This window comes from Alteromonas lipotrueae (assembly GCF_019249255.1).
GTDB lineage: Bacteria > Pseudomonadota > Gammaproteobacteria > Enterobacterales > Alteromonadaceae > Alteromonas > Alteromonas lipotrueae.
The window spans coordinates 121,639-147,093 of sequence record NZ_JAESDJ010000007.1 but is presented as its reverse complement, the minus strand read 5'-3'; the positions used below and the strand labels follow the sequence as shown (position 1 = coordinate 147,093).

Sequence of the window (25,455 nt, the reverse complement as noted above, 5' to 3'; positions counted from 1 at the left end):
ATTGCATATCCCTGCTATTCCCGCCAAAATGCCAATATAACATCCAACTGAAATGTCTGTATTTTGACCACGCTATCGCTACACCACTACCAAGTAAAACTAGATAACAACTTCACCACCCCTGCCTTTACTTTTACCGTTAATCAAGGTGAGCATGTATTAATTGCTGGGCGAAACCGTGCAGGAAAATCCTTGCTTATGGCAGCATTAGCCGGTCGCGGAAAGCCGCTTGCTGGTACACGCTCATTGAACGTATCGGTTGCTGAAGTCAGCGTAGCCGTTCAGCACGCGATGATTCTTGAAGAAAAACAAAAAGACAGTGCAGATCTTCTCGATATTGTGGCTGAGCCTACCTTAGTGCACGAGCTTTTAAGCAAAGCAAATTCTGACTATCAACAACACAGCGCGTATAAAATCTTATCAACCGCCTTGCAGGTTGCCCATTTACTCAATACGGCCTTTCTTTCACTGTCTACCGGTGAAACACGCAAAGTCCTCTTGTTACTAGCTTGGGTGAGCAATGCCGACGTAATTTTAGTTGACGAACCTTTTGAAGGGCTAGATAAAGACGCACGGGCACGTTTCAACACCTTCTTAAGCCAACAAACACAGTCCACCTTAGTGATTACCGCAAATACAGTGCGCGACGTGCCGAATGTGGCATGTAAGTTAGTCTTGGTTGAGGCATTACAAATTGTATCGTGTAGCGACGACCGCTTGGCACCTGAAGCGTTAGTTAACCATTTATCGTCGTGGTTCAGTTTAAGTACGGCTGAACCAACATTGCCACCTAGCACCGAAACGTCTAAAACCTTTGCCAAAGACGAGCCGTTAATTGCGCTTCGAAATGGGTTTGTTAAGTACGATGACAACACCGTATTCAAAGATTTAGATTTTATGGTTTACCCGGACCAGCATTGGCAAATTTCTGGGCCCAACGGATCTGGAAAAACCTGCTTGCTAAACATGATTACAGGCGATAACCCTCACTGCTACACCAATGATTTAACCTTGTTTGGTATAAAGCGAGGGTCTGGGGAAAGTATATGGGATATCAAACAACACATTGGCATTATGTCAAACGCACTGCACATGCAGTACCGGGTAAATTGCAGCGCTCACAATGTAGTGACCTCTGGCTTTTACGATAGCATCGGACTTTATACCACGCCGACCAATGCTGAAAATGCGATTGCCGATGCATGGCTTAATATAATAGGCTTTACCGATAACAAACACACACCGTTCAACAGCCTTTCTTTTGGTGAACAGCGATTATTACTTATTGTTCGCGCCATGGTGAAGCACCCTGTGGTGTTAATACTTGATGAGCCTTGTAATGGGTTAGATGATATAAATCGCACCAATGTGCTGGCATTAATAAAGCTTTTAGCAGCATCGAACCACACCACCCTGCTTTATGTTACTCACATAGCCGATGAGGCGATTGAGGGTATTGATAACGTGCTTGATATGCGAGATTACCAAGGATAACTGCCTTATATGTATTTGATTCTCGTGAAGCGGTTTCCGTATGTCGCTTTGTGGATAAGGATTTTGTGGATACGGCTTCCATGAAACGGTTTGCGCGTTTATCAATGAAAAGCCCAGCTTCTAGCTGGGCTTTTTGTTTATTTTTTGTGGCGTGCTGCTAGTTTTTCTAGCTGCTCATCACTGGCCGGTAGTTGGTGGTTTTCTTTCCACTCGGAATACGGCATTTTGTACACGACTTCTCGAGCAGCATCGTAATCAATGTCTTCACCTTGCTCTGCAGCGGCAGACGAATACCACTTAGCAAGACAGTTGCGACAGAAATCAGCCAGAATCATTAGGTCGATGTTTTGTGCGTCTTTGTTCGCGTCTAAATGATCGACCAAACGTCGAAACACAGCCGCTTCAATTTCGGTTTGCGTTTGCTTTTCCATGTTGCTCCTTTCTTTAAAAACAAAAAAGGGAGCTAAGCTCCCTTTTCTAATTTTTCTTACATTTGTCTTCAATTTGCATCTGGCTATAATGTTAGGGCAAAACCTTCGCTATAGCTCATTAGCAAATAAAACCTTACTCTGCGTCGTCAGACTTAGGAGCAGGCTTTTCAAGTAACTCTTTAATGCTTAGACGTACGCGGTTTTGACGGTCAATTTCCATCACTTTCACGTCAATCATCGCACCTTCAGTAAGGTAGTCAGTTACTTTGTTAACACGCTCGTGAGCGATTTGAGAAATATGTACAAGGCCTTCTTTACCTGGTAATACTTCAACAAACGCACCAAAATCTACGATACGGGTAATCTTACCGTGGTAAGTTTTGCCCACTTCGATTTCAGCGGTAACTTGCTCAATCTTGCTGATAGCAATATCGGCTTTCGCACGCTCAGTTGCGAAGATTTTGATAGTACCATCATCTTCGATTTCGATGTTGGTATCAGATTCTTCAGTAATTGAACGAATCATTGCGCCGCCTTTACCGATAACGTCGCGGATCTTGTCCTGATCGACTTTAACAGTGTAAATGCGTGGAGCAAATTCGCTAAGCTCTTCGCGATGACCGCCAATAGCTTCGTCCATTACGTTAAGAATATGCAAACGTGCTTCTTTTGCCTGTTTAAGGGCAATTTGCATGATTTCTTTAGTAATACCTTCAATTTTGATATCCATCTGCAATGCAGTGATACCACCGGTAGTACCGGCAACTTTGAAGTCCATGTCACCAAGGTGATCTTCATCACCAAGGATGTCTGAAAGTACAACGAAGTTTTCGTCGCTTTTCACTAGACCCATTGCAATACCAGCAACTGAAGCTTTAATTGGTACACCTGCATCCATAAGCGCAAGTGAAGTACCACATACAGAGGCCATTGAAGATGAACCATTTGATTCTGTAATTTCAGAAACGATACGTACTACGTACGGGAATTCTTCTTCGCTTGGCATTACTGCTTGAATACCGCGCTTCGCCAAACGACCGTGACCAATTTCACGACGCTTAGGAGAACCAATCATACCGGTTTCACCAACACAGTATGGAGGGAAGTTATAATGAAGCATGAAGCGGCTGTCACGACGGCCTTGAAGCTCGTCAATCATCTGCGCGTCACGTTCTGTACCTAGCGTAGCAGCAACGATTGCTTGAGTTTCACCACGAGTGAAAACAGCAGAACCGTGAGTACGTGGTAAAATGCCCGTTGCAACGTCTAGTGCACGAATCATCTTAGGATCACGACCGTCAATGCGAGGCTCGCCAGCAAGGATGCGTGAACGCACTACGTCAGACTCAAGATCATGAAGAAGGTTTGATACTTCTTTCTTATCTTGGGTCTCGTCTTCAGCAAGAATAGCATCACGTGCTTTTTCAGTTGCAGCAGTAACTGCGTCTTTACGCGCAAGCTTGTCAGAGATTTGGTAAGCAGCAACCATTTCAGCTTCAGCTAATGCTTTCACTTTATCTTTAAGAGTTGTGTTTTCTGCTTCTGGTTTCCAGTCCCACTTGTCGATACTAACGTTAGCAGCAAATTCTTTAACTGCTGTTACTACCGTTTGTAGTTGCTCGTGACCGAACATTACTGCACCAAGCATAACGTCTTCAGAAAGCACATCAGCTTCTGACTCAACCATTAATACTGCGCCTTCAGTACCAGCAACAACAAGATCTAAATCGCTGTCAGCTTGTTCTTCAACACGGGTATTTAGAATGTATTCGCCGTCAGTGTAACCAACGCGCGCTGCACCAATTGGACCATTAAATGGAATACCAGAAATGGCTAGTGCTGCTGAAGTACCAATCATAGAGATGATATCAGTTGGAATATCTGGGTTAGCAGACATTACCGTGATAACAACTTGTACTTCGTTTTTAAACCCTTCAGGGAATAATGGACGGATTGGACGGTCAATCAAACGCGCTGTAAGGGTTTCGCCTTCAGAAGGACGACCTTCACGTTTGAAGAAACCACCAGGGATTTTACCCGCAGCATATGTTTTTTCTTGATAGTTTACTGTTAGTGGGAAGAAATCTTGATCTGCTTTCGCTTCTTTCTTACCTACAACGGTAACTAATACAGCGGTGTCATCCATACTTGCCATGACGGCTGCTGTGGCCTGACGAGCGATAACGCCCGTTTCTAGTGTTACAGTATGCTGTCCATACTGAAATGATTTAGTAATAGGAGTCACTATTTGTCCTTTAATTTCAATCTTATTTATCGCTTATAATCGCGGTGCATAGTATAGCGATGAACTAACGCTAATACCATTAACAAATTTTCTATTCGTAGAATTCGTTGCGGTTTGTGGCAATTTCGTCCACATCACGTATTCACTGTGATTAACCCACTACACAATGTAGTTCACATTGAACAAATAAGCGCACAAATACTCACCGCAACGTAAATATCACCATAACCAGATGAATTTTGTATTAATACGCTCAAATTGTATGTATTTTCATCATAATGACATAAAACCTCGTATGCTATAACTAAACCTACACGGTGCGCTAAGGGGAATGCAATGCTAGTACTCAGACTAAATAAAGCTGGCATGCCACAGGAATGGATCCATGTTGAGCAAGCTGCAAAACTCTATTGTCAGGAAAAGGTATTATTCGAATTAGGCAGTGATGCTGTTACGCTTAAAGGTGGCTGGGATCACCATGGCCATCAAAGTCAGTTAACGTTATCGAGTATTATTGCTTGCGATGGCAAAGTCACAGATTTAAGCGGAAAAATAGCGTTAACCAATCGGTATCTGTTTAGGCGTGATAATTACTTATGCCTTTACTGCGGCCAACGCTTCTCACCTAGCCTGTTAACCCGTGATCATATTATTCCACGCTCACGGGGTGGCAAAGATAGCTGGACTAATGTGGCAACGTCTTGTCAGCGCTGTAACCATGCTAAAGCGGCCAAAACCCCTGAGGAAGCGGGCATGCCTTTGCTTGCTGTACCCTTCAGGCCAAACGTTTATGAAAGGTTCTATTTAGTGAACCGACGAATATTGGCTGACCAAATGGAATTTTTAAAAGGCCACTTTACCGATAAGCGAGATTGGCACTTAAACGGTTTCCCCTAGCGATTGAGAGCTAGACGAAGTGTTTGGCGGACAGGCACTTTTTTCTAGCGCCTCAAACCACAGGCTTAGCCAATCTGAACACATTTTGTGTTCAAGTTCGTGTGCCTCTGCTGTCGGGCAAAACAAACTAACTTTCACGACTACCTTAGCCAATTCATTAGTTTTAATTTCAACTTCAGGGTCAATTTGAATAAAGTCTTGTTCCAAGTGACGCTCAATAAGGCCTTTATACCGTTCTGCTACATCACGAAAGTATTCACAGTGGGCATGGGCACTGGCCCTAAATGCTGGTAATAAGCTGTAGGCATTTACCGTCGGCTCGTTAACAATATTAAAAGAGTGCAATTTATAACGACGTAAGAAGTTTAAATTACGCACTGTCTGAGTAACTAACTGGCTATTAGGCACATATACGTGCTTACCGGTATAATTGAAGGTTTCAGGGTCAACTTCTAATAAGGCGGTTTTTGCCCAATCCATTTCTACCACTTCCCCGATGACGTTATTCATCTGGATCCAATCCCCTACCCTAAATGGCCGTGCGCCTAGGTAGTAAATGAAGCCCATAAAGCATTGAATAAATTCGCGGGTAGCTAACACAATAGCCACCATGAAAGCGGCAATTGAAATGGCAAGGTTCTGAATTTCAGATGACCACACCATCATCAGCAGCACAATAATGAATGCATTACCTAGCTGCTCTAAAATATTAATCTGGTTACGTCGATCTTCCCCTTTGCGCGAGCTCCGACGCTTAATAAGGCGAAGGGTACCCTTCTTGAAAAAGTGGAGTAATACCACTAAAAAGAGCGAGGCCAATAGCTTGTAATCCAACACAAATTGAACAAGGTTATGCCACATTTGTGTTGGGTCTATCGCTATTTCCATGTAGATGCTCCAGTTAACCGTTTGATAGAAAATAAAAAAAGCGCTGTAAATACAGCGCCTTTATTATGAAGCATGCTATTGATGGGTACAATGCCGACCAGTGGGATTATTCCCATTCAAAGGCCGGGATTTTATGCTTACGTTGAACGAAGCTATTTCGTGTTAGTTTGCTAGTCGCTTATTCGCGAATTTGACCAACACCATTCACTAGGTATTTTTCAGACGTTAGCGATTCTAATCCCATTGGCCCATAGGCATGAAGCTTAGTAGTCGCGATACCAATTTCAGCACCTAAACCAAGTTGGCTGCCATCAGAGAAACGTGAAGATGCGTTTACCATTACTACACTGGCGTCTACGGCACGCTGAAATTTCTTAGCGCTATCTTCGTTTTCTGTACAGATAACTTCAGTATGGTTACTACCAAAGTCAGCAATATGAGAAATGGCACCTGCGAAATCATCCACTACACGAATGGCAATTTCTAAACCTAAGTACTCTTCACCGTATGCATCTTCACTAATGACATCCGCGCCGTTGAAATACTGAGCGCCTTTTTCATTCACATGCACTGTCACCTTATGTTGCTCAAACGCTTCGGCAACGCGAGGTAAGAAGTCGCCCGCAATAGCTTGATGTACTACCAAACCTTCTAACGCATTACATACGCCAGTTCGCTGGGTCTTACCATTTAACAAGATAGCCAACGCTTTATCTAAATCAGCGTCTTTATCGACATATAAATGACATACCCCTTTAAAATGCTGAATAACAGGCACTTTAGAGTGTTCGGTTACATAGTTAATTAATCCTTCGCCACCACGTGGAATAATAACGTCAATGTAGTCCCGTTGTTCCATTAGCTCTTGCATAAGCGCGCGATCTGGATTCGGTACTACAGTAACTAAGGCTCTTGGTAAGTTATGCTTTTCAAGCACGTCTTGCATAAGCCCAGCGATGGCTAGACTGGTATCCAGTGCTTCTTTACCACCACGTAGAATAACGCCGTTACCCGATTTAAAACACAGTGCGCCAGCATCGGCTGTTACATTAGGGCGTGCTTCATAAATCATACACACTACACCTAATGGAATACGCATCTTTTTAATTTCGATACCGTTTGGACGGGTGCCAATTACGCGCTCACGACCAACAGGATCGTCAAGGCTAATAATAACTTCAATGCCTTCTGCCATAGATTCTATGCGGGCATCATCCAAAATCAAACGGTCAATCATGGCATCGTCTAGGTTATTTTCCTTAGCGCGCGCCACTTCTTTTTCGTTAACCGCTTTAATGGTGTCTTTATTTCCACGAATAGCCGCAGCCATATCCTTTAACACCGCGTTCTTCTCAGATTCATCTAAGATGGCAAGTGTTTGGGCTGCTTGTTTCGCTTGTTTTGCTAATTCTGTAATAATGCTCATTCTTTCTCCAAATTTGCTACATGCTGATCAGAAATGATAGGGCCAGTCTTATCTTCAAATTCACTGGCGAAGTCATCGTTTTCCTGATTCGCGATAAAATTCAGTAAACAGCTACTGTAGTTTGATTTCGCTTTAACAAGCTTAGTTCCATCAGCTTTGCGTACCAAAATGGTATCGCCCACTGAGAACTCACCTTTAACATCAACTATCTCGCTGCTAGTAAGTTGTTCACTGTGGTTTTCCAGTGAAGAATCAAAATCTCCCTCAACTATCACTTCGCCCTGCGCGTTTGAGGTATGGCGCATCCAATGCACGTTTTCCAACATCGGCTTATCGTAAGGGCTAAAATGTGTGCCTGGGTTTTTACCCGCAAGCAACATGTTAAATGACAGTTCGGTAAAGCCGTTAATAATATATGTGTCTATACCATGCGAAACGGCTTTTTCCGCCGCTTCAATTTTTGTGCGCATACCACCGGTGCCAACACCGCCTTCCGCTGCACCACCCGCCATGGCATAAATACTGGCGTCTATGGTATCTACTTTCTTGAGCAACTCAGCATCGTCGTGATCATGAGGGTTTTTGTTATACAAACCGTCAATGTCAGAACAGATGATAAGTGCATCTGCGTCAGCTGCTGCTGCCACCATAGCGGATAAGTTATCGTTATCGCCTACTTTTAGTTTATCGGTCGTTACCGTATCGTTTTCATTTACGATAGGTAGAACGTTATGCTCTAACAAACTAAATATGGTTTCACGAATACTAACGTAGCGCTCTCTATCGCGCAGGTCAGCATGGGTTAACAGCATTTGCGCCGATGGGAAGTCGAATAATCTATCCCAGGTTGCAATCATTTCTGTCTGCCCTGCTGCTGCCATTGCCTTTTTCACAGCAATGTTCGACTTTTCATGGTCAGGGAACAAATGTGCCCCTGCGGCAACTGAACCTGAAGACACTAACACTACCTGTGTTCCATTTGCCCGACAACGCACGATGAATTGGGCAATACTAAGCAAGTAGTGGCTGCTGCACCCTTGCTTGTTCGGCGAGATTAGTGCACTGCCTACTTTAATGACCACGCGTTTCCAATTGGGATGACTCATAATATTTCATTCACCTTAAGATTGTTGATCTGCTAATTGCTGGTTAGTGGCTTTAAATAAGCGCTGAACATTTTCAGACGGCGCAGCACCTGCGCGCGATACCAACCAAAGGGTTGCGGTGCTTACCGCAAAACCAGGAATAATTTCATAAATAACACTGCTTAACGTTTTACCGTCAGCCAACACGGGTGCGTATATCCAAAATAGGACAGTTACTGCACCACTAATAATGCCGGCTAATGCCGCATTCTGTGTTAAATCCTTTTTGTATAAGCTGAACAATACCAACGGGCCAAATGCGGCACCAAAGCCAGCCCATGCATTACTCACTAACGAAAGAATGGAGTTCGACGAGTCCATCGCCAATAGCAATGCCACTATGGCAACGCCCGCTACACCAACTCTTCCGATGGTCACTGTCTCTTTTTCGCTGATGTCTTTTTTCGCTACAACTCGATAAATGTCTTCGGTTAACGAACTAGCCGATACCAATAACTGAGACGAAATAGTACTCATAATGGCAGCTAAAATAGCAGCCATTAAAAAGCCACTAATAAGCGGGTGAAATAGCAACTGAGAAAAAACGATGAAAATAGTCTCAGCGTCGTCCACGCTTAAATTGAATTGATTTGCATAGGCTATCCCTACAAAACCCGTTGCTAATGCTCCAAGTATAGTAACTAGCATCCAAGACATACCAATATTTCGTGCGGTGCTCACCGATTTAACATCGCGAATAGCCATAAACCTTACAATAATGTGAGGCTGACCAAAGTAGCCAAGGCCCCACCCAAGGCTTGAAAGCAAGCCCACAAGAGTGAGTGCACCCCATGACTCAGTAAAATTCGGTACTGATTCATACGCAGCAGCCGTCATTTGGTTTACACCATTAAACTCGGTAAAGGCCACAACCGGCACGAGAACAAGGGCAATAAACATGATGCAACCTTGCACAAAATCGGTAAGGCTAACCGCTAAGAATCCACCCAATAAGGTGTATGAAACGACAACGCCCAATGTGATAAACAGCCCAAGCTGATAATCAACTGAGAACGCGCTTTCAAAAAGCTTTCCGCCGGCTACAAGCCCTGCAGACGTATATAAAGTAAAAAATAAGACAATGATGACAGCTGAAACGATGCGTACGTTTGCTTTAGGGTTGTCGAAGCGCTTTGCGAAGAATTCCGGCACGGTTAAGGAATCATCTGCGACTTCGGTGTAAACACGAAGCTTAGGTGCAACCAATATATAATTTGCTAATGCCCCTGCGACAAGACCAATAGCAATATAAACTGCGTCGAACCCGGTTAAGAACATTGCCCCTGGCAATCCCATTAACATCCAACCTGACATATCAGAAGCACCTGCTGATAGTGCAGTAACTTGAGGGCTAACCTTCCTACCACCTAGAATGTAACCAGAAATATCACTAGTAGATTGACGATATGCAAAAAGACCTATACCCAACATCGCTAGAAAATAAATTGCCAGCGATATATAACTTTCAATTGGCATAATGTGAGATTGCTCTCCTATGTTAGTTAAAATTACATCATTCAGATGTTCGAAGGACATTGCATTCCATCGAAGTGCTATACAAGGTTTGAAGGCTTGAATAACACGCATCATTTGTTTCCGACTTTAGCCTTATGCCAAACTCAGAATCAAACATTTAAATTGAACAATAATGATTAGAGCTCTAATTATATAAGTATCACTGGTGTGATTTCAAGTTTAAATAGTAGTCAATTTATTATGAAGCCTATTTGCTGCGTGAATATAACCCAAAAGGTTCCACATACATTACCTCTTTCAAAACTGCCTACAAGGCACTGATTTAAAGCAACTTTAATGCAACCATGCGGTTCCGTGAAACGCAATATTTTGTACTCTACGTCGTTCAACCAGTACACTATTAGCATCAATAGAAACATTTATTATTAAAAGTTAATCTAGTTGTCACTCAGATGAAATAATCGACAACAAAAGCTTTTCAGTGCTTAATTCTCGTTCAATAGGATCGCAAATTTCCTGATTAAACTGCTGGAGTGTCTTTAATAAATTTTCAAACGTATTTTTCTCATCAAACACAGAATATAATTTCGGGTGAATGTAATACTGTCTACAAACGGAAGGGGTATTTCCCAGCATTTTTGACACATGTGAACTCAACGAGTTAGGCCATTTACGGTTACGCCCTTCTCGCAAATACCTTTCAACGTCAGGGAAGCTTTGCAGTGCAAATCGACTGGCCGCCCAGGTTCGAAAATCTTTACAACTGAAGCTTTCACCCAAGTGCGCGTGAATAAAGTCATTCACGTCTTCACTATGAATATCACACCAAGAGCCATCAGATAATTGATACCTAAATAAGCTGTAACCTTGAAGCTGAGTACATTCACACACTAAGGATGCCAATAAAGGATCGTCGATAGTAATGGTGCGTCGCTTACTGTGTTTACCAGAATATTCAAGAGACACCTTTTCAAGCGTTGCTTCTTGAACATGTTTACGACGAAGCGTAGTTAAGCCATAGGTGTTATTTTCTTTACTGTACTGAGCATTGCCAATTCTTACGCCGGTGTAATCTAATAACAGGCACACCAAGGCTGACGCTCGCTCTATTGTCCACTGCTCGCCACTAACGAGTGCCCTGCAAAATTCTCTAAACTCAGGTACCTTCTGACCAAATAAAGTCAAACGTTTGAATTTTTCTACTTGTTGCTGTTTATGCCAATCAGGATGATAGAGGTATTGTTTTCGCCCTTTAGCATCTAGGCCAATCGCTTGAATACTTGCTTTAGGGTCGCGACTGATAGTGACACTTTTCCAGTTAGGAGGAATGGCGAGTGATTTGATTCTACGCAGCACACGTTGCCCTTCAACCTTACGACCGCTGGTGTAACGATAATAGGCACCTTTACCACAAGCAATGCGCTTAATTGTAAGGTGTGGATGACGCATACTCCCATCAACGACTTGCCCTATGGTCACGTCAGCTCCCTTCTAAAATAATGTGTACCGCAAACTTACATCAAGGCTGCTTAACAGTGTGGTAACTTAAAATCGCTATTTTGAATGCAAACGGAGATGCAAGTTACGTGCGTGTTGACGCACCAGCCAAAAGCCATGGCCCGTTGCGAGGCAATTGATTCGATTAAAAATTATTTTCTATTACATTCATTAGGTTATCGATGTAATTTTACATTGGGTTAATGATTTGGCGCCATCATATTAGTAAGCAGTAAGACAACCGCTGAAAGCTAAATTCACAGACTGAGACAAATTTTCATACTGTGAGTAAATATGTAACATAGCGAAAATGTTATCTATAGACCTAGGGTAAGTATTATCGACACAAAGTTAAGCCAACCTTATCAAAAAACCAATATTAACGATGCAATTCAACATCTTACATAAAAATAGAGCGCTTCGAAAGCATGTAGACTATAGTTTAACCCGCCAGCGGAACGCATTTTGAATGGTTATCAATGAATATTTGTAAATTCGTTTAATAGTTATGAATTTACCCGCCTTTGGCAAAAACGTTGAAGGGTACCGCTTAGGTATAAATTGACTGGGTTTATCGGAGAAGTTATGCAAACTGCTAATCATGAAAATCTTCGCGCATCTCTAGCGCCAAATGACCAAATTCAAGTTGCTGCCATATTTGAAGACAAATTGATGGCAAAAAAAACCATTCAACAACTGGCAAATTCAACTGATATCAGTACTGACCAAGTGTCTTTCATCGACGGAAGCGATACTGAAATAAGTGAGAAGTTAGAACGAGAGAGCAGAAGCATAGGCAAAAATTTGTGGCACTCCCACTTAGTGCTTGGTGGTGTAGGCTTTCTTGTAGGCATGCTAGGAGCATTTCTTTTGGTTTCGTTCGGCCCTGAACTAACGAAGCAAAACCCACTATTTACTTACATCGCGTTAATAAGCCCAGGCATCTTTACTGGTTTATTTGTAGCAGGTTTAGTTGGCCTGCGCCCAGACCGTACAGAAATAGTGCAAGCTGTTAGGCATGCTATACGAAGAAATCATGTGGCTGTGGTTATTAACTTGAAAAAGAGCCAATCGGCGTCTGACATTGCATCGTTTTTACATTCGCGAAGCAAGAATGTGGTCGAAGCGGTACGCTAGTATCTCTTGAACCCAAATTAGCAGCTTACTCCCTTATAACGTAAGTTAAAGGGAGTTGCTAGACTTACTTAATCTTGCTCATCGTGAGCCGATAACTTTTTCGCCAGTAAAAAACACACCGGAAATACTACGCCCCATACAAGAGTCAAAATAAACAGCGTAATTAGCGGTGAGTATCCGAAGTTAACAGCCCCAAACTTCTTGCCACCAAAGTAACTTAACGGGGCGAAAACCGCACCGCCGATCATTGCTAGCCATGGCTTGTTAGCAAATACACTCAAACTGTGTTGTATTGAGCCCCCTAGTGCTGCCCATAGGCACACCAGCCAAATGGGTACTATCCAATGAGATGCACCACCGCTAAACCAAGCCCCACGCTCAAAGCTAAATACCCCTGTCAACATCAGTAGTGAGTCTACCACTGTACCTAGTAATAAAACTGCTATCATTATTTTACCATCTGACTTTCGCAATGGTGAGTAAACAAGCCACGCGATCAGTAAACCCAAAACCAAAACCAAAAAAGTACTTTGGTATAAAACCACTAACCACCAAATGGTTTGAAACCATAGAAAGTTAACCAATTTGATAATGAAACTGTTCGACATTGAATTCGCCCGTTTATGAATGTGAATACTGCAGTTGAAAGTCAGATGGAACATTTACGGTACTGTTTGTCAGCCAGTTCACTTGTAAAGTTTTAATAAAACGTAATTTTTGAAGTTTAATTTCATTCTACCTACATAGATGCATATTAGTAATAAACAAAAAAAGCGGAACCACTGTATAAGTTAATTAAATCTTTGAACAAAGGAAATGTGAACAGTATGAAGATGGTTAAATATTATGTACTCGGCGCAATCTTAGCACTAGTGCTAACCTGGTTTAGCCCAACACTATGGCTCTCTGTCATCTTTGCTTGGATCAGTTTTTCACTTATTGCAGTTAGTAGCGCCTACTTGCTTAACTATCCTGCATTGTTCAGAAAACGTGAAGATGGTTCAATCCCTATTTATATTCGGTGGGTCTTCGTTCCATTTTTACTGGGAAGCTGGTTGTACAATGAGTATGCAAGGCGTACCGACAAGGTTCCTCCCTTCCAAAGAATAGATGACCAACTCTATTTAGGTTGTCGCATGTCTTCTCAACATGTGGATATGCTGAAAAACAACAATATTAACGCTATTTTAGACGTTACCGCCGAATTCGATGGCTTAGATTGGACAGCCTATCAATTGGATTTTGATTATTTAAACATTCCTGTTCTTGACCATACCAGCCCCACCCAAGAACAACTTACACTTGCAATTAACTGGTTAGATCAACAACTCGTTGAAGGTAAAAATGTCGTAGTGCATTGTGCACTTGGTCGAGGGCGTTCTGTACTAGTGCTAGCCGCCTACCTTTTAGCGAGAGAGCCCTCGTTATCAATTCTAGATGCGATGGACAAGATTCAATCGGTTCGAACGACAGCAAGGCTAAATAAACATCAGTTAGCAGCACTGGAAAAAATAAAGAATGGTGGAAGCTTGTCATTAACTAAGCGCCTTACCCTCATTGCCAACCCTGTTGCTGGCGGGGGTAAATGGGAAGTTGAAAAGGCCGACATTCTGGCAAGATTGAACGAAAAATTTAAAGTCACCGTTAAAGAAACAACAGAAGAAATAAACGGTGAAGCCTTGGCTAAAGAAGCCTTAGCCGATGGGGCACAAATTATTGTTGCCTGTGGTGGCGATGGTACCATTACTGAGGTGGCCAATGCCCTCACCGATAAGAATGTAACACTAGGGGTTATTCCCCTTGGTACGGCCAATGCCCTTTGTCAGGTACTTCATGGTTATGCTAGCAAAATTGTTCCCATCAGCACAGCGTGTGACGTCATTATTAACGGTAAAACTGCAGATATTGATACTGCCCAGTGTAATGGCAGAATGATGTTACTGGTTGCGGCTGTCGGGTTTGAAGAGCATATGATATCTGCCGCAGGACGAGGAGAAAAAGACTCTGGTGGACAATTTGCCTACCTTAAGGGGCTTTGGGAGGCCATTGGCAAAAACGAAAACCTTGGTCTTCAGGTAAAGTTTAATGATGAAGAAGCCCAGCACTTAGAAACACCAAGCTTAGTGATCGCCAATGCTGCGCCAATTACCACCGCACTCGCGCAAGGCGGAGACTTACCAGATGTGACTGATGGTAAATTAGATATCACGTGGCTAACCCCACAAGATTCATCTGACCGTCAATTACTCTCTTTGGCAGAGCTCGTCTTTGGTCCTGAAGATTACAAAACCAGTTCAGACAGTATCAGGCATAAACAGTCCCCATCGATATCCCTTTATTTTGACGAGGAAATATCTTACGCGGTTGATGGTGAGATATTCAGCGCAAGTGAAATCAGTATCACCACACACCCCGCGAGTCTCCGAGTATTAACGGGCATAGACCATGCGCAAAATAACAGTCAATTCACGACAGAAAAACGATAAGTAAAGATTACCGCAAACGCTATGTAAGAAATGCATTAATTAAGCGGCTGCTTATGTATTGAAACGATAATCAGCCGCTAAAAGCTTTACTTACAGTGACTTAGTGAACGCAATATAGTGGAACGCTTCTCGCATTGGTTAACGTGCTTTTTACGCCACATTTTAGTACAACTAGTTGAGGGATTACCGATGAAGATTTTCGAAGCGTTACGCCAAGATCATGAGAAACAAAGATTGTTACTTAAAATTCTCGCTGAGACCAGTGGAGACACGGCTGCACGCCGAGAGTATTACCAAGAGCTTAAAAATCAGCTCGAAAGTCATGCCATTGCGGAGGAGCGCCATTTTTATTCTCCCCTCCTTAAAAAGGATGACGCCGTAGAGTTAACCCGTCACGGTATTGCAGAACATCACGAAATTGATGAGCTAATCGAAAAACTGGATGAGACTAAAATGGACTCACCAGGATGGCTACGTCACTTGAAATCGCTTCAGGAAAAAGTTGAGCATCACCTTGCTGATGAAGAGCAAGAGTTTTTCCAGGTGGCTGGTCGACTTCTTAACGATTCTCAGAAGAATAAACTTGCCGATGCTTACCAAGAGGAAATGGCAAAAGAACTTGCGCCTCTTTAGGCTCAAGTGTTACTCAAATCATAACGATACGAAAAAGGCCAGTCATAGACTGGCCTTTCTTTTCATGCTTGGTTTTACTAAAAGTTAGTAAAATAAACTATCGTTTAGCGATAATGTACACGGCGTGGATAACACCAGGGAAGTAGCCTAACAACGTTAAAAGGATGTTTATCCAAAACTGAGCGCCAATACCAACTTGTAAGAACACACCTAAAGGAGGCAGTAAGATTGAAAGTATAATGCGAATAATGTCCATAATAATATCCTTGTTTTTGAAGTAATTTCACAGTTCACCCACTCTAACTGCGGTATTTTAAGTTTTTAAGCAGGCTTTGCTTTTATAATGCATATATACTGCCAACAATAAGGAATTTACTGGCACACGTCTATTCGCCTAAAGGTGAATTTTCTAACCATTCTTCTAGCGCATGCTTAGCCAATGGCCGGCTAATGAAGTAGCCCTGCGCAATATCACAGCCCCACTCTTTCAAAATATTTAGCGACATCTCGTCTTCTACACCTTCAGCTACCACTTTTAAGTCGAAGGCAGCAGCTAATCCCAGCACGGTATGCACGATTTGCTTATCGTTGTCGTCGGTCGCTAAAGACAAAATAAAGCTTTTATCAATTTTGATAGTATCGACAGGCAAATTTTTCAAATACGCGAGCGATGAGTAGCCAGTACCAAAGTCATCGATGGCAAAATGGAATCCCCTGCTCGTCAATGCGTTCAGGTTTTCAATGGCAAGTGAAGCATCGGCTACCAAATCACTTTCTGTGATTTCTAGCTCTAGGGCATCAGGCGAGAGAGCTGCATCGGTGAGTAAAGAAACCAGTTTATCGAGTAACGGCTTATTTTGAATATCTTGGGTTGATAGATTCATGGCTACTGTAAAGCCATAGCCTTTTTGCCTAAAGTAGGACAAATCAGTAATCGTTTGCTGCATAACCCAAGTTGTGACTTGTTCGATTAGTGCAGCCTGCTCAGCGATGGTAATAAATTCATCTGGGGGTACGAAACCAAGCGTCGCGTTATTCCATCTTATCAGCGCTTCCATGCTGCATACTTTCATCGTACTGAGATCAATTTTGGGTTGATACACCATAGAAAGCTCACTTTGATTGCTAGAAAGCGCACGCTTAAGCTCGGTGGTAATGGTTAAACGCCTAACGTACTTAGCCTCAAGCTCGGGGCGATAATGAACACACCATGCATTAGAGTGAATAGCTTCATCGGTAACAATATTAACTTTACGAAATAGTTCTTCTGAGTTGGTGGCGTCTTGAGGGCAAGACACCACTGCCATCGCCACTTTGACAGGGATAGAGATTAGGTTACTCTCGACGGGCTGCTCTAAAATATGTTTCAACGTTTCTAGTTGATTTTCATCTAACGCCGTATCGGAAATATAGAGAATTTCTCCCCCGGCTAAACGTGCAGATGTGCCAGGCCAGCGAAGTAAACGCGTAGCAAGTGCCTTGAGCGTGTTGTCTCCATTTGAATACCCATAAAGGTCGTTGGTCGTTCTAAAGCCAATAATCGTGATAGCAACAACCTGCAAATTTACATTCTCAGACATTTTTCCATCAAAATAACCTTCAACGTAATTTCGATTGAACAAACCTGTTAGCACATCATGTTGCGCTTGATACCGAATATGCTTTTCTCGGTGTTGAATGCTCTCTTGCATGCTATCCACTGCCGATGCGAGTTCACTTATTTCACGTAACTTTGATGGTTTGTCTAGTGTAGCGCCATATTCACCGCCAGCTACCCTATTGACTGCTTTGACAAGGTTAGAAACGGAACTGCTGACATTTCGAGCCAGTAGCATTGAGAACCCCAACGCCACCAAAACTGCAATTAGGGTTAACACTAAAATACTTAATTGGATGTCGGTAAACGCGTGGAAGGCGTCTGATACATCTACAGCTATAGTAATGCGTACAGGAAGCGCCGACATCGACACTAAGCTAACTTCACGACTTATGTAGGTATTTTTCTGCTTGAAAGTTACATCGACCCAAGATGGTGTGGGATCACCCGTTAAAACTGACTCTACTTGCGCAGGCGAAAGCGTTGACGCAATCGGCGTATTGTCACTAACATTGGTGATAATAATTTCAGCATCAACAAGATTTCTTAGTTCTTGTAGTAATGTTTCATCAAACTCCACACCGATGATCATGTAATAACGTAATGTCGGAATTTCTACTTTATAGAGATTTAACTGTATTAATGAGTCATCAATGAGGAAAAAACCGTTTTCGTAGCCTTTTGCAACAAGTGCAGTGCTGGCTTCTAAGGTTTCACCCGGTGTAAAAAGGGCACTGTGAGAAGCGACAATAGTGTGATCTAAATTCACTAATGCAATCACATCGGAATTAATTCGCGACGCGTAACTTTCTAACGCAGTTTGTATAGAGGGTAAATCTGAGGTCCCCACGGCTTGGCGAAAATCATAAGAACGAAGAAGTACGTTGGAGACGCTTTTAATGATAGCTTGGCGGTCTTCAATTAGCCTATGCAGCACCTTTTCGGTAACAGCAATATCTTGGCTGATATTTTGTTTAACCAAGTTGTTGGCTGACTTCCAAACCCCTGCAACAATGAGGAGTGAGGCTATAAAAATTCCGCCAAGAAGCGTTCTAAAAAGACTTTGTCGAAGTGATATTTGCAACCTACCGCTCCCAGCGCACCGTTTTATACATAATACGTACATTCACTTTTTCTAATTCAGCTAGTAGCATAGCCCAATTACCGCAAGACTAATAGTCGCGAGGTTGGCGTAATTGTTCATTTTATAAAAAAATTAGAAACACAAAAAAACCGGCTAAAAGCCGGTTTTTAAAGTTGGTGCGGAAAGCGGGACTTGAACCCGCACGAGCTATGCTCACCACCCCCTCAAGATGGCGTGTCTACCAATTCCACCACTTCCGCAAAAATCTTAGTTAGGTACGTCTGAATCGTCAGGCTTAGGTACGTCTTCCTCAGTAACTTCAGCCTGAGGAGCCTCAGCGTCAGGAATATCACCCATTGGAATATCATTCGTGGTTGCTGCGTCTTTCGCAGGCGTATCCATAACAGGAACGTCCATATCAGCTGGCGCTTGAACCGGGGCTTCAACAGCCGCTGGTACTTCCAAATTATCCCACTCATCTACTGCACTTTCGCGGTTCGCTGTCATCGCGCCTAACGTAAGGCTGATAAAGAAAAACAAACCAGCGAGAATGGCTGTAGTGCGAGTCATGAAGTTACCAGAACCACCTGAACCAAATACTGTATTTGAGCCGCCGCTACCAAAAGAAGCGCCCATATCTGCACCTTTACCCTGTTGAATAAGAACAAAACCAATCAACAGCAATGCAACAATTAAATATGCTACCAGTAGCACTTCGTAAACCATAATTACCTCGTCAGTTTGCCGCTTGGCAAATTGAAATAAAATCTTCTGTCTTTAAGCTGGCGCCGCCAATGAGGCCACCATCTACGTCTTGTTGTGCAAACAATGTTTTAGCATTATCTGCTTTAACACTGCCGCCGTATAAAATTCGTAACCCTTGAGCAAGCTCTGCGTCTACTTTTGCAAAGTATCCACGAATAAATTCATGTACGTCTTGCGCTTGTTCAGGTGAAGCTGTCTTTCCAGTACCTATGGCCCAAACAGGCTCATAAGCAAGTACTGATTTAGAAAGCTCTTCAACAGATAAACCGTTAACTAATGCGTCAAGTTGTTCGCCAATGAAAGACTCAACCTGACCACTTTCTCTAATATCAAGTGACTCACCCACACAAATGATAGGGGTCAATCCACTTGCAATTGATTTCTTTGCTTTCTCGGCCACTAAGCTATTGCTTTCTCCGTGGTCGTCTCTTCTTTCTGAGTGCCCTACTATGGCGTACTTACAACCAAGTTCACTCAACATGTCAGCAGAAAGGTCACCTGTGTGAGCGCCATTATCAAGATGACTGACATCTTGTCCACCCAACGCAAAGGCTTGAGTAGAAAATGCTGAAAGATATAGAGCAGGAGGACAAATAACTACATCAACATTATCAACCGCATTATTCTCAAATGCATCGTTGAACGTAGTGACCAGAGAACGATTACCGTTCATTTTCCAATTGCCCGCTACCAGCGGCTTTCTTTTATTGTTATTCACAATGCAGACCTTAGCCCTGTCTTAAAGCGGGCGTGATATTAACGATTTCAGTAAAAATATACAAGTATAAAACGCGAAATTTCCAGTTCTGCCAACTAATTGGCGACTTTACGAACAGTTTCAGCAATATGCTCTGCCCACTTGGAAGAATGCCCTTCGTTATCAGACTCTACCATAACGCGAATAAGGGGTTCAGTTCCGCTTTTACGTAATAAAACGCGGCCCTTCTTGCCCAATGAAGCTTCTGCTTCTTCTTTAGCACCTTGCACATCAGCATGCGCTAGATAATCTTGACTAGCATCTTGATAACGCACGTTGACTAAGCACTGAGGATACATATCAAAGCCATTACTTAAATCATGTAAATCTAAGTCTGAGCGCAACATTGCAGCGATAACTTGTAAGCCTGCAATAATGCCGTCGCCGGTAGAAGACGTTGCCAAATTCAGTATATGACCCGAGTTCTCGCCGCCAATTGCCCAGCCTTTTTGCTGAAGCATTTCCATTACATAGCGATCCCCTACTTTACTTCGTGCAAAAGGAACGCCTAGCTTGCTAAAGGCAATTTCTAACCCAAGGTTACTCATCAATGTACCTACAACACCGCCTTGCATGCGGCCATTTTTAAGTGCATCGCGGGCAATCATATATACAATTTGGTCGCCATCTATCACATTGCCTAAATGATCAACCATCATAATACGGTCGCCGTCACCGTCTAAGGCGAAACCAAGGTGAGCATTCGTTTCTTTTACCTTCTCCACTATCGCATCCATCGAAGTGGCGCCAACACCTTCATTGATATTTAAACCATTTGGCGCCGTACCAATTTCAATCACCGTAGCACCCAGCTCACGCAATACATTCGGCGCAATATGGTAAGTGGCACCATGGGCACAATCTACGACTATCTTTAATCCGGTGAGAGACAAATCTGAAGGGAAAGTACCTTTACAAAATTCAATATAGCGGCCTGCAGCATCGTTAATTCTGGTTGCTTTCCCTAGCTTATCAGAGGCAACACATGTCATTGGTTTATCAAGCATATCTTCTATAGCTAGTTCAATATCATCGTCGAGTTTGAAACCGTCTGCCGAGAAGAACTTAATACCATTATCATAATAAGGATTATGTGAAGCACTAATCACAATACCGGCTTCAGAGCGGAATGTTTTCGTTAAATAGGCAATTGCGGGTGTAGGCATGGGGCCTAGTAAACCGCTATCAATACCAGCAGCTGATAAGCCCGCTTCTAAAGAAGACTCTAGCATGTAGCCTGATATACGAGTATCTTTGCCAATTAGTACTTTATTGGTACCTCGCCCGGCAAGCACTTTTCCTGCTGCCCAACCAAGCTTAATTGCAAATTCGGGATTAATATTACTTTCGCCAACTTTACCGCGTATGCCATCAGTGCCGAAATATTTACGCTGCCCCATGAAGGTTCCTTATTCTATTGTTGTTAGCATATTAACAATGTTAACTGCGTCCGTTGTTTCCTGTACATCGTGAACGCGGATAATATGCGCACCTTGCTGTGCTGCAATTGTAGCGAGGGTAATACTTCCCGCCAAGCGTTCATCCACATTTCTATTTAACAAATTGCCAATCATAGATTTACGAGACATCCCTACCAACACCGGATAGCCTAGTGCGAGTATACTTGGAAGATGTTTAACCAATGCATAATTATGTTCAAGGGATTTCCCAAAGCCATAGCCAGGGTCGAACAAAATTTGGTCTTTTTTAATGCCAGCTTCAATGCAATCTGATGCTCTTGCTAATAAAAATTGTTTAACGTCAGCCACAACGTCTTTGTAATGAGGCTGCTGCTGCATATCTTTAGGCTGGCCTTGCATATGCATTAAACACACTGGCACATTCGCGTTTGCCGCGGCCTTCAGAGCGCCAGGTTCTTGCAAGGCTCTTACATCGTTAATGAGCCCTGCTCCAGCGCTAACCGCTTGCGTCATTACCTCAGCTTTACTGGTATCTACTGAAATAATGCAGTCTGTATTTGCGCGCAATGTTTCAATAACCGGAATAACACGGTCTAGCTCTTCTTCAAGAGAAACCGGCGCGGCGCCTGGTCGTGTCGACTCACCACCTACATCTATTAGCGTGGCACCTTGAGACAGCATTTTTTCAGCATGTCTTACCGCATTTTCTAAAAGCGCATGCTTGCCGCCATCAGAAAAGGAGTCCGGTGTGACATTCAAAATGCCCATAACCTGTGGGCGGGATAAGTCTAATTTGTGGGAGGAAAACTGCATTTATTTACTCTTAAATTCAATCTGCCAACTCGGCGTGGTATTGATCGTTCAAAATTATCACTGCACAAATAAAAAACGCCAGAAAGACTGGCGTTTTATTAACGTTGTATCAATTTCTAGCTAGGTAAGTCACCTGGTTTACCAACCGACGGCTTATCTACGCCATCGTTAGTAATCTCGCCTTCGCGAGCAGGCTTACCGCCACTTGGTTTGTCGCCATCAGAAGGACGACGATCATCCCAGTCTGAAGGAGGACGAACCTCAGTGCGCGCCATAAGATCATCAATTTGTTTTGCATCAATCGTTTCGTACTTCATCAGTGCGTCTTTCATTGAATGCAGAATATCGATGTTCTCTTCTAGAATATTGTGCGCTCTATCATAGTTGCTGTCGATGAGTGATTTAATCTCTGCATCGATTGCGCGAGCAGTATCATCAGACATGCTAGAGGCTTTAGACATTGATTTGCCTAAGAACACTTCGCCTTCGTCTTCAGCATAAAGCATTGGACCCATCTTAGTAGAAAGCCCCCATTGCGTTACCATCTTACGAGCAATCTCAGTAGCACGTTCAATATCGTTAGAGGCACCAGTGGTGACCTTGTCGTCGCCGTAAATCACTTGCTCAGCAATACGACCACCAAACAAACTTGAAATCATGCTCTCAAGGTGTTGCTTAGAATGGCTCACACGATCTTGCTCTGGCAAGTACATGGTTACACCCAATGCACGACCACGAGGAATGATAGACACTTTATAAACCGGATCGTGCTCTGGCACTAAACGACCTACGATGGCGTGACCCGCTTCATGATATGCCGTCATCTCTTTTTCAGCTTCAGTCATCACCATTGACTTACGCTCAGAGCCCATCATGATCTTGTCTTTCGCTTTCTCAAACTCTTCCATCGCCACTAAACGCTTGTTACCACGTGCAGCGAATAACGCAGCTTCGTTAACTAAGTTAGCTAAGTCGGCACCGGAAAAACCTGGTGTACCACGGGCAATAACACTTGCTTCCACGTTATCGGCCACAGGCACTTTGCGCATGTGAACTTTAAGAATCTGCTCACGACCACGGATGTCAGGTAAACCAACAACCACTTGACGGTCAAAGCGACCTGGACGCAACAATGCAGGGTCTAGTACGTCTGGACGGTTAGTCGCGGCAATAACAATAATGCCTTCATGACCTTCAAACCCATCCATTTCAACCAACATCTGGTTAAGTGTTTGTTCACGTTCGTCGTGACCACCACCTAAACCTGCGCCACGTTGACGACCTACCGCATCAATCTCATCGATGAAAATGATACAAGGAGCGGCTTTTTTCGCTTGTTCGAACATGTCACGAACACGCGATGCACCTACACCCACAAACATTTCAACAAAATCTGAACCTGAAATGGTAAAGAATGGCACTTTTGCTTCACCTGCAATCGCTTTGGCAAGCAATGTTTTACCCGTTCCAGGAGGACCTACCATCAGTACGCCTTTAGGAATTTTACCGCCTAATTTTTGGAACTTAGATGGGTCGCGTAAGAAATCTACCAATTCAGACACATCTTCTTTTGCTTCGTCACAACCTGCAACATCAGCAAAGGTGGTTTTGATTTGGTCTTCACCTAATAGGCGAGCTTTGCTTTTGCCGAAAGACATTGCGCCGCGACCACCACCACCTTGCATTTGACGCATGAAGAAAATCCATACACCAATAAGCAGAAGCATTGGGAACCAAGAAATGAAAATAGATGTGAGAAATGATTGTTCTTCTGGCGGCTCACCGTAAACGCGTACATCGTTTTTGACCAAGTCAGAAACTAACTTGTCATCAAAATACGGTACGTACGTTTGAAATGTTTCGCCTGAACGTCGGGTACCACGAATTTCGCCGCTATTATTAATGCGAACTTCACGGATGTTACCCTGCTCAGCTTCTCTTAAAAAAGTTGTGTAGTCGGTCTGTGTTTTCGACGATTCACCAGGTGAAAAGCTCTGAAAAACAGACATCAACACAACGGCGATAACCAACCATAAGATTAAATTTTTTGCCATATCGCTCAATGCTACTAACCTCTAAAAATCCGAAAGAATATACTTGTGAAAGATAAAACCACGAGTGCTTCCCTTACACACATAAACTTTCGCAACGAAAATCGCTTACTCAAAGCGTACTACACTTTGTACCCAAGAGCCACCAAATACACTTCACGAGACCGTGAACGCGATGAGTCTGGCTTACGTGTTTTTATGGTTGTGAACGCGTCACGTAATGCACGTAGGTAAGTATCAAAACCCTCCCCTTGGAAGACTTTAATAACAAAACTGCCACCTGGTTTCAGTACTTGATGACACATATCGAGTGCCAGTTCACACAAGTACATCGAGCCAGCTTGGTCTACTGCTGCATTTCCAGACAGGTTCGGTGCCATATCAGACAACACTATATCTACGGTGTTCCCACCAATTCTGTTCAATAACGCATTTAAAACAGCTTCATCTCTGAAGTCACCCTGCAAAAAATCAACGCCAACAATAGAATCCATCGGTAAAATATCGCATGCGATAACTTGCCCGTTGTCTCCTACCAGTTCAGAAGCCAGTTGAGACCAGCCTCCTGGCGCAGCACCAAGGTCCACTACTGTGTTACCTGTGCTGATAAGTTTGTCTTTTTGCTGAATTTCTTCCAATTTGAAGAAGGCGCGCGAACGCTTACCCTGCTTCTGTGCTTTTTGCACATAATGGTCGTTAAAATGTTCTGTTAACCAGCGTTTACTGCTGGCAGAGTGCTTCTTTTTTGTCATTCCAATACATTGTCATTAGGATTGTAGAGAAGATGGCGTTAGAATACGTTAATTCAAGCTTAAATTTATAGATTAATTGTAAGAAAATTGACTACATGAAACTTTCAAATAAACAGAAACAATTTTTAAAAGGCCTAGCGCACCCGCTAAAGCCTATCGTACAGCTAGGTTCAAACGGCCTAACTGAAGGTGTTGTTGCGGAAATCGACAACGCATTAAATTTCCATGAACTGATTAAAGTTAAAGTTCCTACTGATGATCGTGAAGAAAAATCACTCATCATGGATGCGATTGTTCGCGAAACGAAATCAGAAAAGCTACAAGTAATTGGACACACGCTTATTCTTTACCGTCCGAGTGAAGAGCGTAAAATTCAGTTGCCAAAATAAGTCATACCATGGTGTCGGTTTTTGCCGGCACCATAGTTTTCGTACCGTATTGCCGTTAATATTATGTTAAT

General features: G+C 43.0%; 22 protein-coding genes and 1 tRNA gene. 6 read left to right on the top strand and 17 right to left on the bottom strand.

Annotation, left to right across the window (positions count from 1 at the left end; genetic code table 11):
* The first annotated feature begins 63 nt into the window (after nucleotides 1–63).
* Complete coding sequence (locus KYS23_RS11790) at nucleotides 64–1,494, top strand: ATP-binding cassette domain-containing protein (RefSeq protein WP_218418799.1); 1,431 nt, start codon at nucleotides 64–66, stop codon at nucleotides 1,492–1,494.
* A gap of 137 nt (nucleotides 1,495–1,631) precedes the next feature.
* On the opposite strand, the gene KYS23_RS11785 is transcribed toward KYS23_RS11790, so the two are convergent.
* Together KYS23_RS11785 and pnp are read right to left on the bottom strand one after the other, a co-directional pair.
* A complete protein-coding gene (locus tag KYS23_RS11785) occupies nucleotides 1,632–1,925 on the bottom strand; it encodes a DUF1244 domain-containing protein (RefSeq protein ID WP_159530689.1) in 294 nt (97 codons plus the stop codon).
* Between the two features lie 133 nt (nucleotides 1,926–2,058).
* On the bottom strand, nucleotides 2,059–4,170 hold the full coding sequence (gene pnp, locus KYS23_RS11780) for a polyribonucleotide nucleotidyltransferase (protein WP_013784342.1): 2,112 nt from the start codon (nucleotides 4,168–4,170) through the stop codon (nucleotides 2,059–2,061).
* 336 nt (nucleotides 4,171–4,506) lie between these two features.
* Between pnp and KYS23_RS11775 the strand changes: the two genes are divergently transcribed.
* Nucleotides 4,507–5,067 carry an HNH endonuclease gene (locus KYS23_RS11775; RefSeq protein WP_159530691.1) on the top strand — a complete coding sequence of 187 codons (561 nt, stop codon included), beginning with the start codon at nucleotides 4,507–4,509 and terminating at the stop codon, nucleotides 5,065–5,067.
* Here KYS23_RS11775 and KYS23_RS11770 read toward each other — a convergent pair.
* The 5 genes from KYS23_RS11770 to KYS23_RS11750 form a co-directional block, all read right to left on the bottom strand.
* Nucleotides 5,050–5,955: a mechanosensitive ion channel family protein gene (locus KYS23_RS11770; RefSeq protein WP_159530693.1), complete on the bottom strand. Its 906-nt coding sequence runs from the start codon at nucleotides 5,953–5,955 to the stop codon at nucleotides 5,050–5,052. The genes KYS23_RS11775 and KYS23_RS11770 overlap by 18 nt on opposite strands.
* A gap of 178 nt (nucleotides 5,956–6,133) precedes the next feature.
* Nucleotides 6,134–7,381 (bottom strand): glutamate-5-semialdehyde dehydrogenase, encoded by a 1,248-nt coding sequence (locus KYS23_RS11765; RefSeq protein WP_218418797.1) that lies wholly within the window; start codon nucleotides 7,379–7,381, stop codon nucleotides 6,134–6,136.
* Nucleotides 7,378–8,487, bottom strand: coding sequence for a glutamate 5-kinase (proB, locus tag KYS23_RS11760; protein ID WP_218418795.1), 1,110 nt, complete (start codon nucleotides 8,485–8,487; stop codon nucleotides 7,378–7,380). Before proB ends, KYS23_RS11765 begins: the two co-directional genes overlap by 4 nt.
* A 15-nt stretch (nucleotides 8,488–8,502) precedes the next feature.
* Nucleotides 8,503–10,002, bottom strand: a complete 1,500-nt coding sequence (putP, locus tag KYS23_RS11755) for a sodium/proline symporter PutP (RefSeq protein ID WP_218418870.1) — start codon at nucleotides 10,000–10,002, stop codon at nucleotides 8,503–8,505.
* Between the two features lie 444 nt (nucleotides 10,003–10,446).
* On the bottom strand, nucleotides 10,447–11,481 hold the full coding sequence (locus KYS23_RS11750; RefSeq protein WP_338081880.1) for a DNA topoisomerase IB: 1,035 nt from the start codon (nucleotides 11,479–11,481) through the stop codon (nucleotides 10,447–10,449).
* Between the two features lie 603 nt (nucleotides 11,482–12,084).
* Here KYS23_RS11750 and KYS23_RS11745 point away from each other — a divergent pair.
* Nucleotides 12,085–12,636 (top strand): hypothetical protein, encoded by a 552-nt coding sequence (locus KYS23_RS11745; protein ID WP_159530697.1) that lies wholly within the window; start codon nucleotides 12,085–12,087, stop codon nucleotides 12,634–12,636.
* A 68-nt stretch (nucleotides 12,637–12,704) separates the two neighbouring features.
* Here the strand turns inward: KYS23_RS11745 and KYS23_RS11740 are convergent, their stop codons facing one another.
* On the bottom strand, nucleotides 12,705–13,244 hold the full coding sequence (locus tag KYS23_RS11740) for a DUF2878 domain-containing protein (RefSeq protein WP_218418794.1): 540 nt from the start codon (nucleotides 13,242–13,244) through the stop codon (nucleotides 12,705–12,707).
* 219 nt (nucleotides 13,245–13,463) lie between these two features.
* Between KYS23_RS11740 and KYS23_RS11735 the strand changes: the two genes are divergently transcribed.
* Together KYS23_RS11735 and KYS23_RS11730 are read left to right on the top strand one after the other, a co-directional pair.
* A complete protein-coding gene (locus KYS23_RS11735) occupies nucleotides 13,464–15,122 on the top strand; it encodes a diacylglycerol kinase family protein (RefSeq protein WP_218397229.1) in 1,659 nt (552 codons plus the stop codon).
* A gap of 189 nt (nucleotides 15,123–15,311) precedes the next feature.
* Complete coding sequence (locus KYS23_RS11730; protein ID WP_159530703.1) at nucleotides 15,312–15,755, top strand: hemerythrin domain-containing protein; 444 nt, start codon at nucleotides 15,312–15,314, stop codon at nucleotides 15,753–15,755.
* Between the two features lie 97 nt (nucleotides 15,756–15,852).
* On the opposite strand, the gene KYS23_RS11725 is transcribed toward KYS23_RS11730, so the two are convergent.
* From KYS23_RS11725 to rlmE, 9 genes are all read right to left on the bottom strand, one after another.
* Nucleotides 15,853–16,011 (bottom strand): YqaE/Pmp3 family membrane protein, encoded by a 159-nt coding sequence (locus KYS23_RS11725; protein WP_159530705.1) that lies wholly within the window; start codon nucleotides 16,009–16,011, stop codon nucleotides 15,853–15,855.
* A 130-nt stretch (nucleotides 16,012–16,141) separates the two neighbouring features.
* Nucleotides 16,142–18,436 carry a bifunctional diguanylate cyclase/phosphodiesterase gene (locus KYS23_RS11720; protein WP_159530707.1) on the bottom strand — a complete coding sequence of 765 codons (2,295 nt, stop codon included), beginning with the start codon at nucleotides 18,434–18,436 and terminating at the stop codon, nucleotides 16,142–16,144.
* Between the two features lie 174 nt (nucleotides 18,437–18,610).
* Nucleotides 18,611–18,696: transfer RNA gene (locus tag KYS23_RS11715), tRNA-Leu, on the bottom strand.
* A 7-nt stretch (nucleotides 18,697–18,703) separates the two neighbouring features.
* Nucleotides 18,704–19,162, bottom strand: a complete 459-nt coding sequence (gene secG / locus KYS23_RS11710; RefSeq protein ID WP_218418792.1) for a preprotein translocase subunit SecG — start codon at nucleotides 19,160–19,162, stop codon at nucleotides 18,704–18,706.
* Nucleotides 19,163–19,172: 10 nt separating this feature from the next.
* Nucleotides 19,173–19,919 carry a triose-phosphate isomerase gene (gene tpiA / locus KYS23_RS11705; protein WP_159530711.1) on the bottom strand — a complete coding sequence of 249 codons (747 nt, stop codon included), beginning with the start codon at nucleotides 19,917–19,919 and terminating at the stop codon, nucleotides 19,173–19,175.
* Nucleotides 19,920–20,014: 95 nt separating this feature from the next.
* Complete coding sequence (gene glmM, locus KYS23_RS11700) at nucleotides 20,015–21,358, bottom strand: phosphoglucosamine mutase (RefSeq protein ID WP_159530713.1); 1,344 nt, start codon at nucleotides 21,356–21,358, stop codon at nucleotides 20,015–20,017.
* 9 nt (nucleotides 21,359–21,367) lie between these two features.
* Nucleotides 21,368–22,192, bottom strand: a complete 825-nt coding sequence (gene folP / locus KYS23_RS11695) for a dihydropteroate synthase (protein WP_159530715.1) — start codon at nucleotides 22,190–22,192, stop codon at nucleotides 21,368–21,370.
* A 116-nt stretch (nucleotides 22,193–22,308) separates the two neighbouring features.
* On the bottom strand, nucleotides 22,309–24,255 hold the full coding sequence (ftsH, locus tag KYS23_RS11690) for an ATP-dependent zinc metalloprotease FtsH (protein WP_159530717.1): 1,947 nt from the start codon (nucleotides 24,253–24,255) through the stop codon (nucleotides 22,309–22,311).
* 110 nt (nucleotides 24,256–24,365) lie between these two features.
* Nucleotides 24,366–24,995 carry a 23S rRNA (uridine(2552)-2'-O)-methyltransferase RlmE gene (gene rlmE / locus KYS23_RS11685; RefSeq protein ID WP_159530719.1) on the bottom strand — a complete coding sequence of 210 codons (630 nt, stop codon included), beginning with the start codon at nucleotides 24,993–24,995 and terminating at the stop codon, nucleotides 24,366–24,368.
* A 95-nt stretch (nucleotides 24,996–25,090) separates the two neighbouring features.
* Between rlmE and yhbY the strand changes: the two genes are divergently transcribed.
* Nucleotides 25,091–25,384 carry a ribosome assembly RNA-binding protein YhbY gene (gene yhbY, locus KYS23_RS11680; RefSeq protein WP_013784361.1) on the top strand — a complete coding sequence of 98 codons (294 nt, stop codon included), beginning with the start codon at nucleotides 25,091–25,093 and terminating at the stop codon, nucleotides 25,382–25,384.
* Nucleotides 25,385–25,455 lie beyond the last annotated feature (71 nt).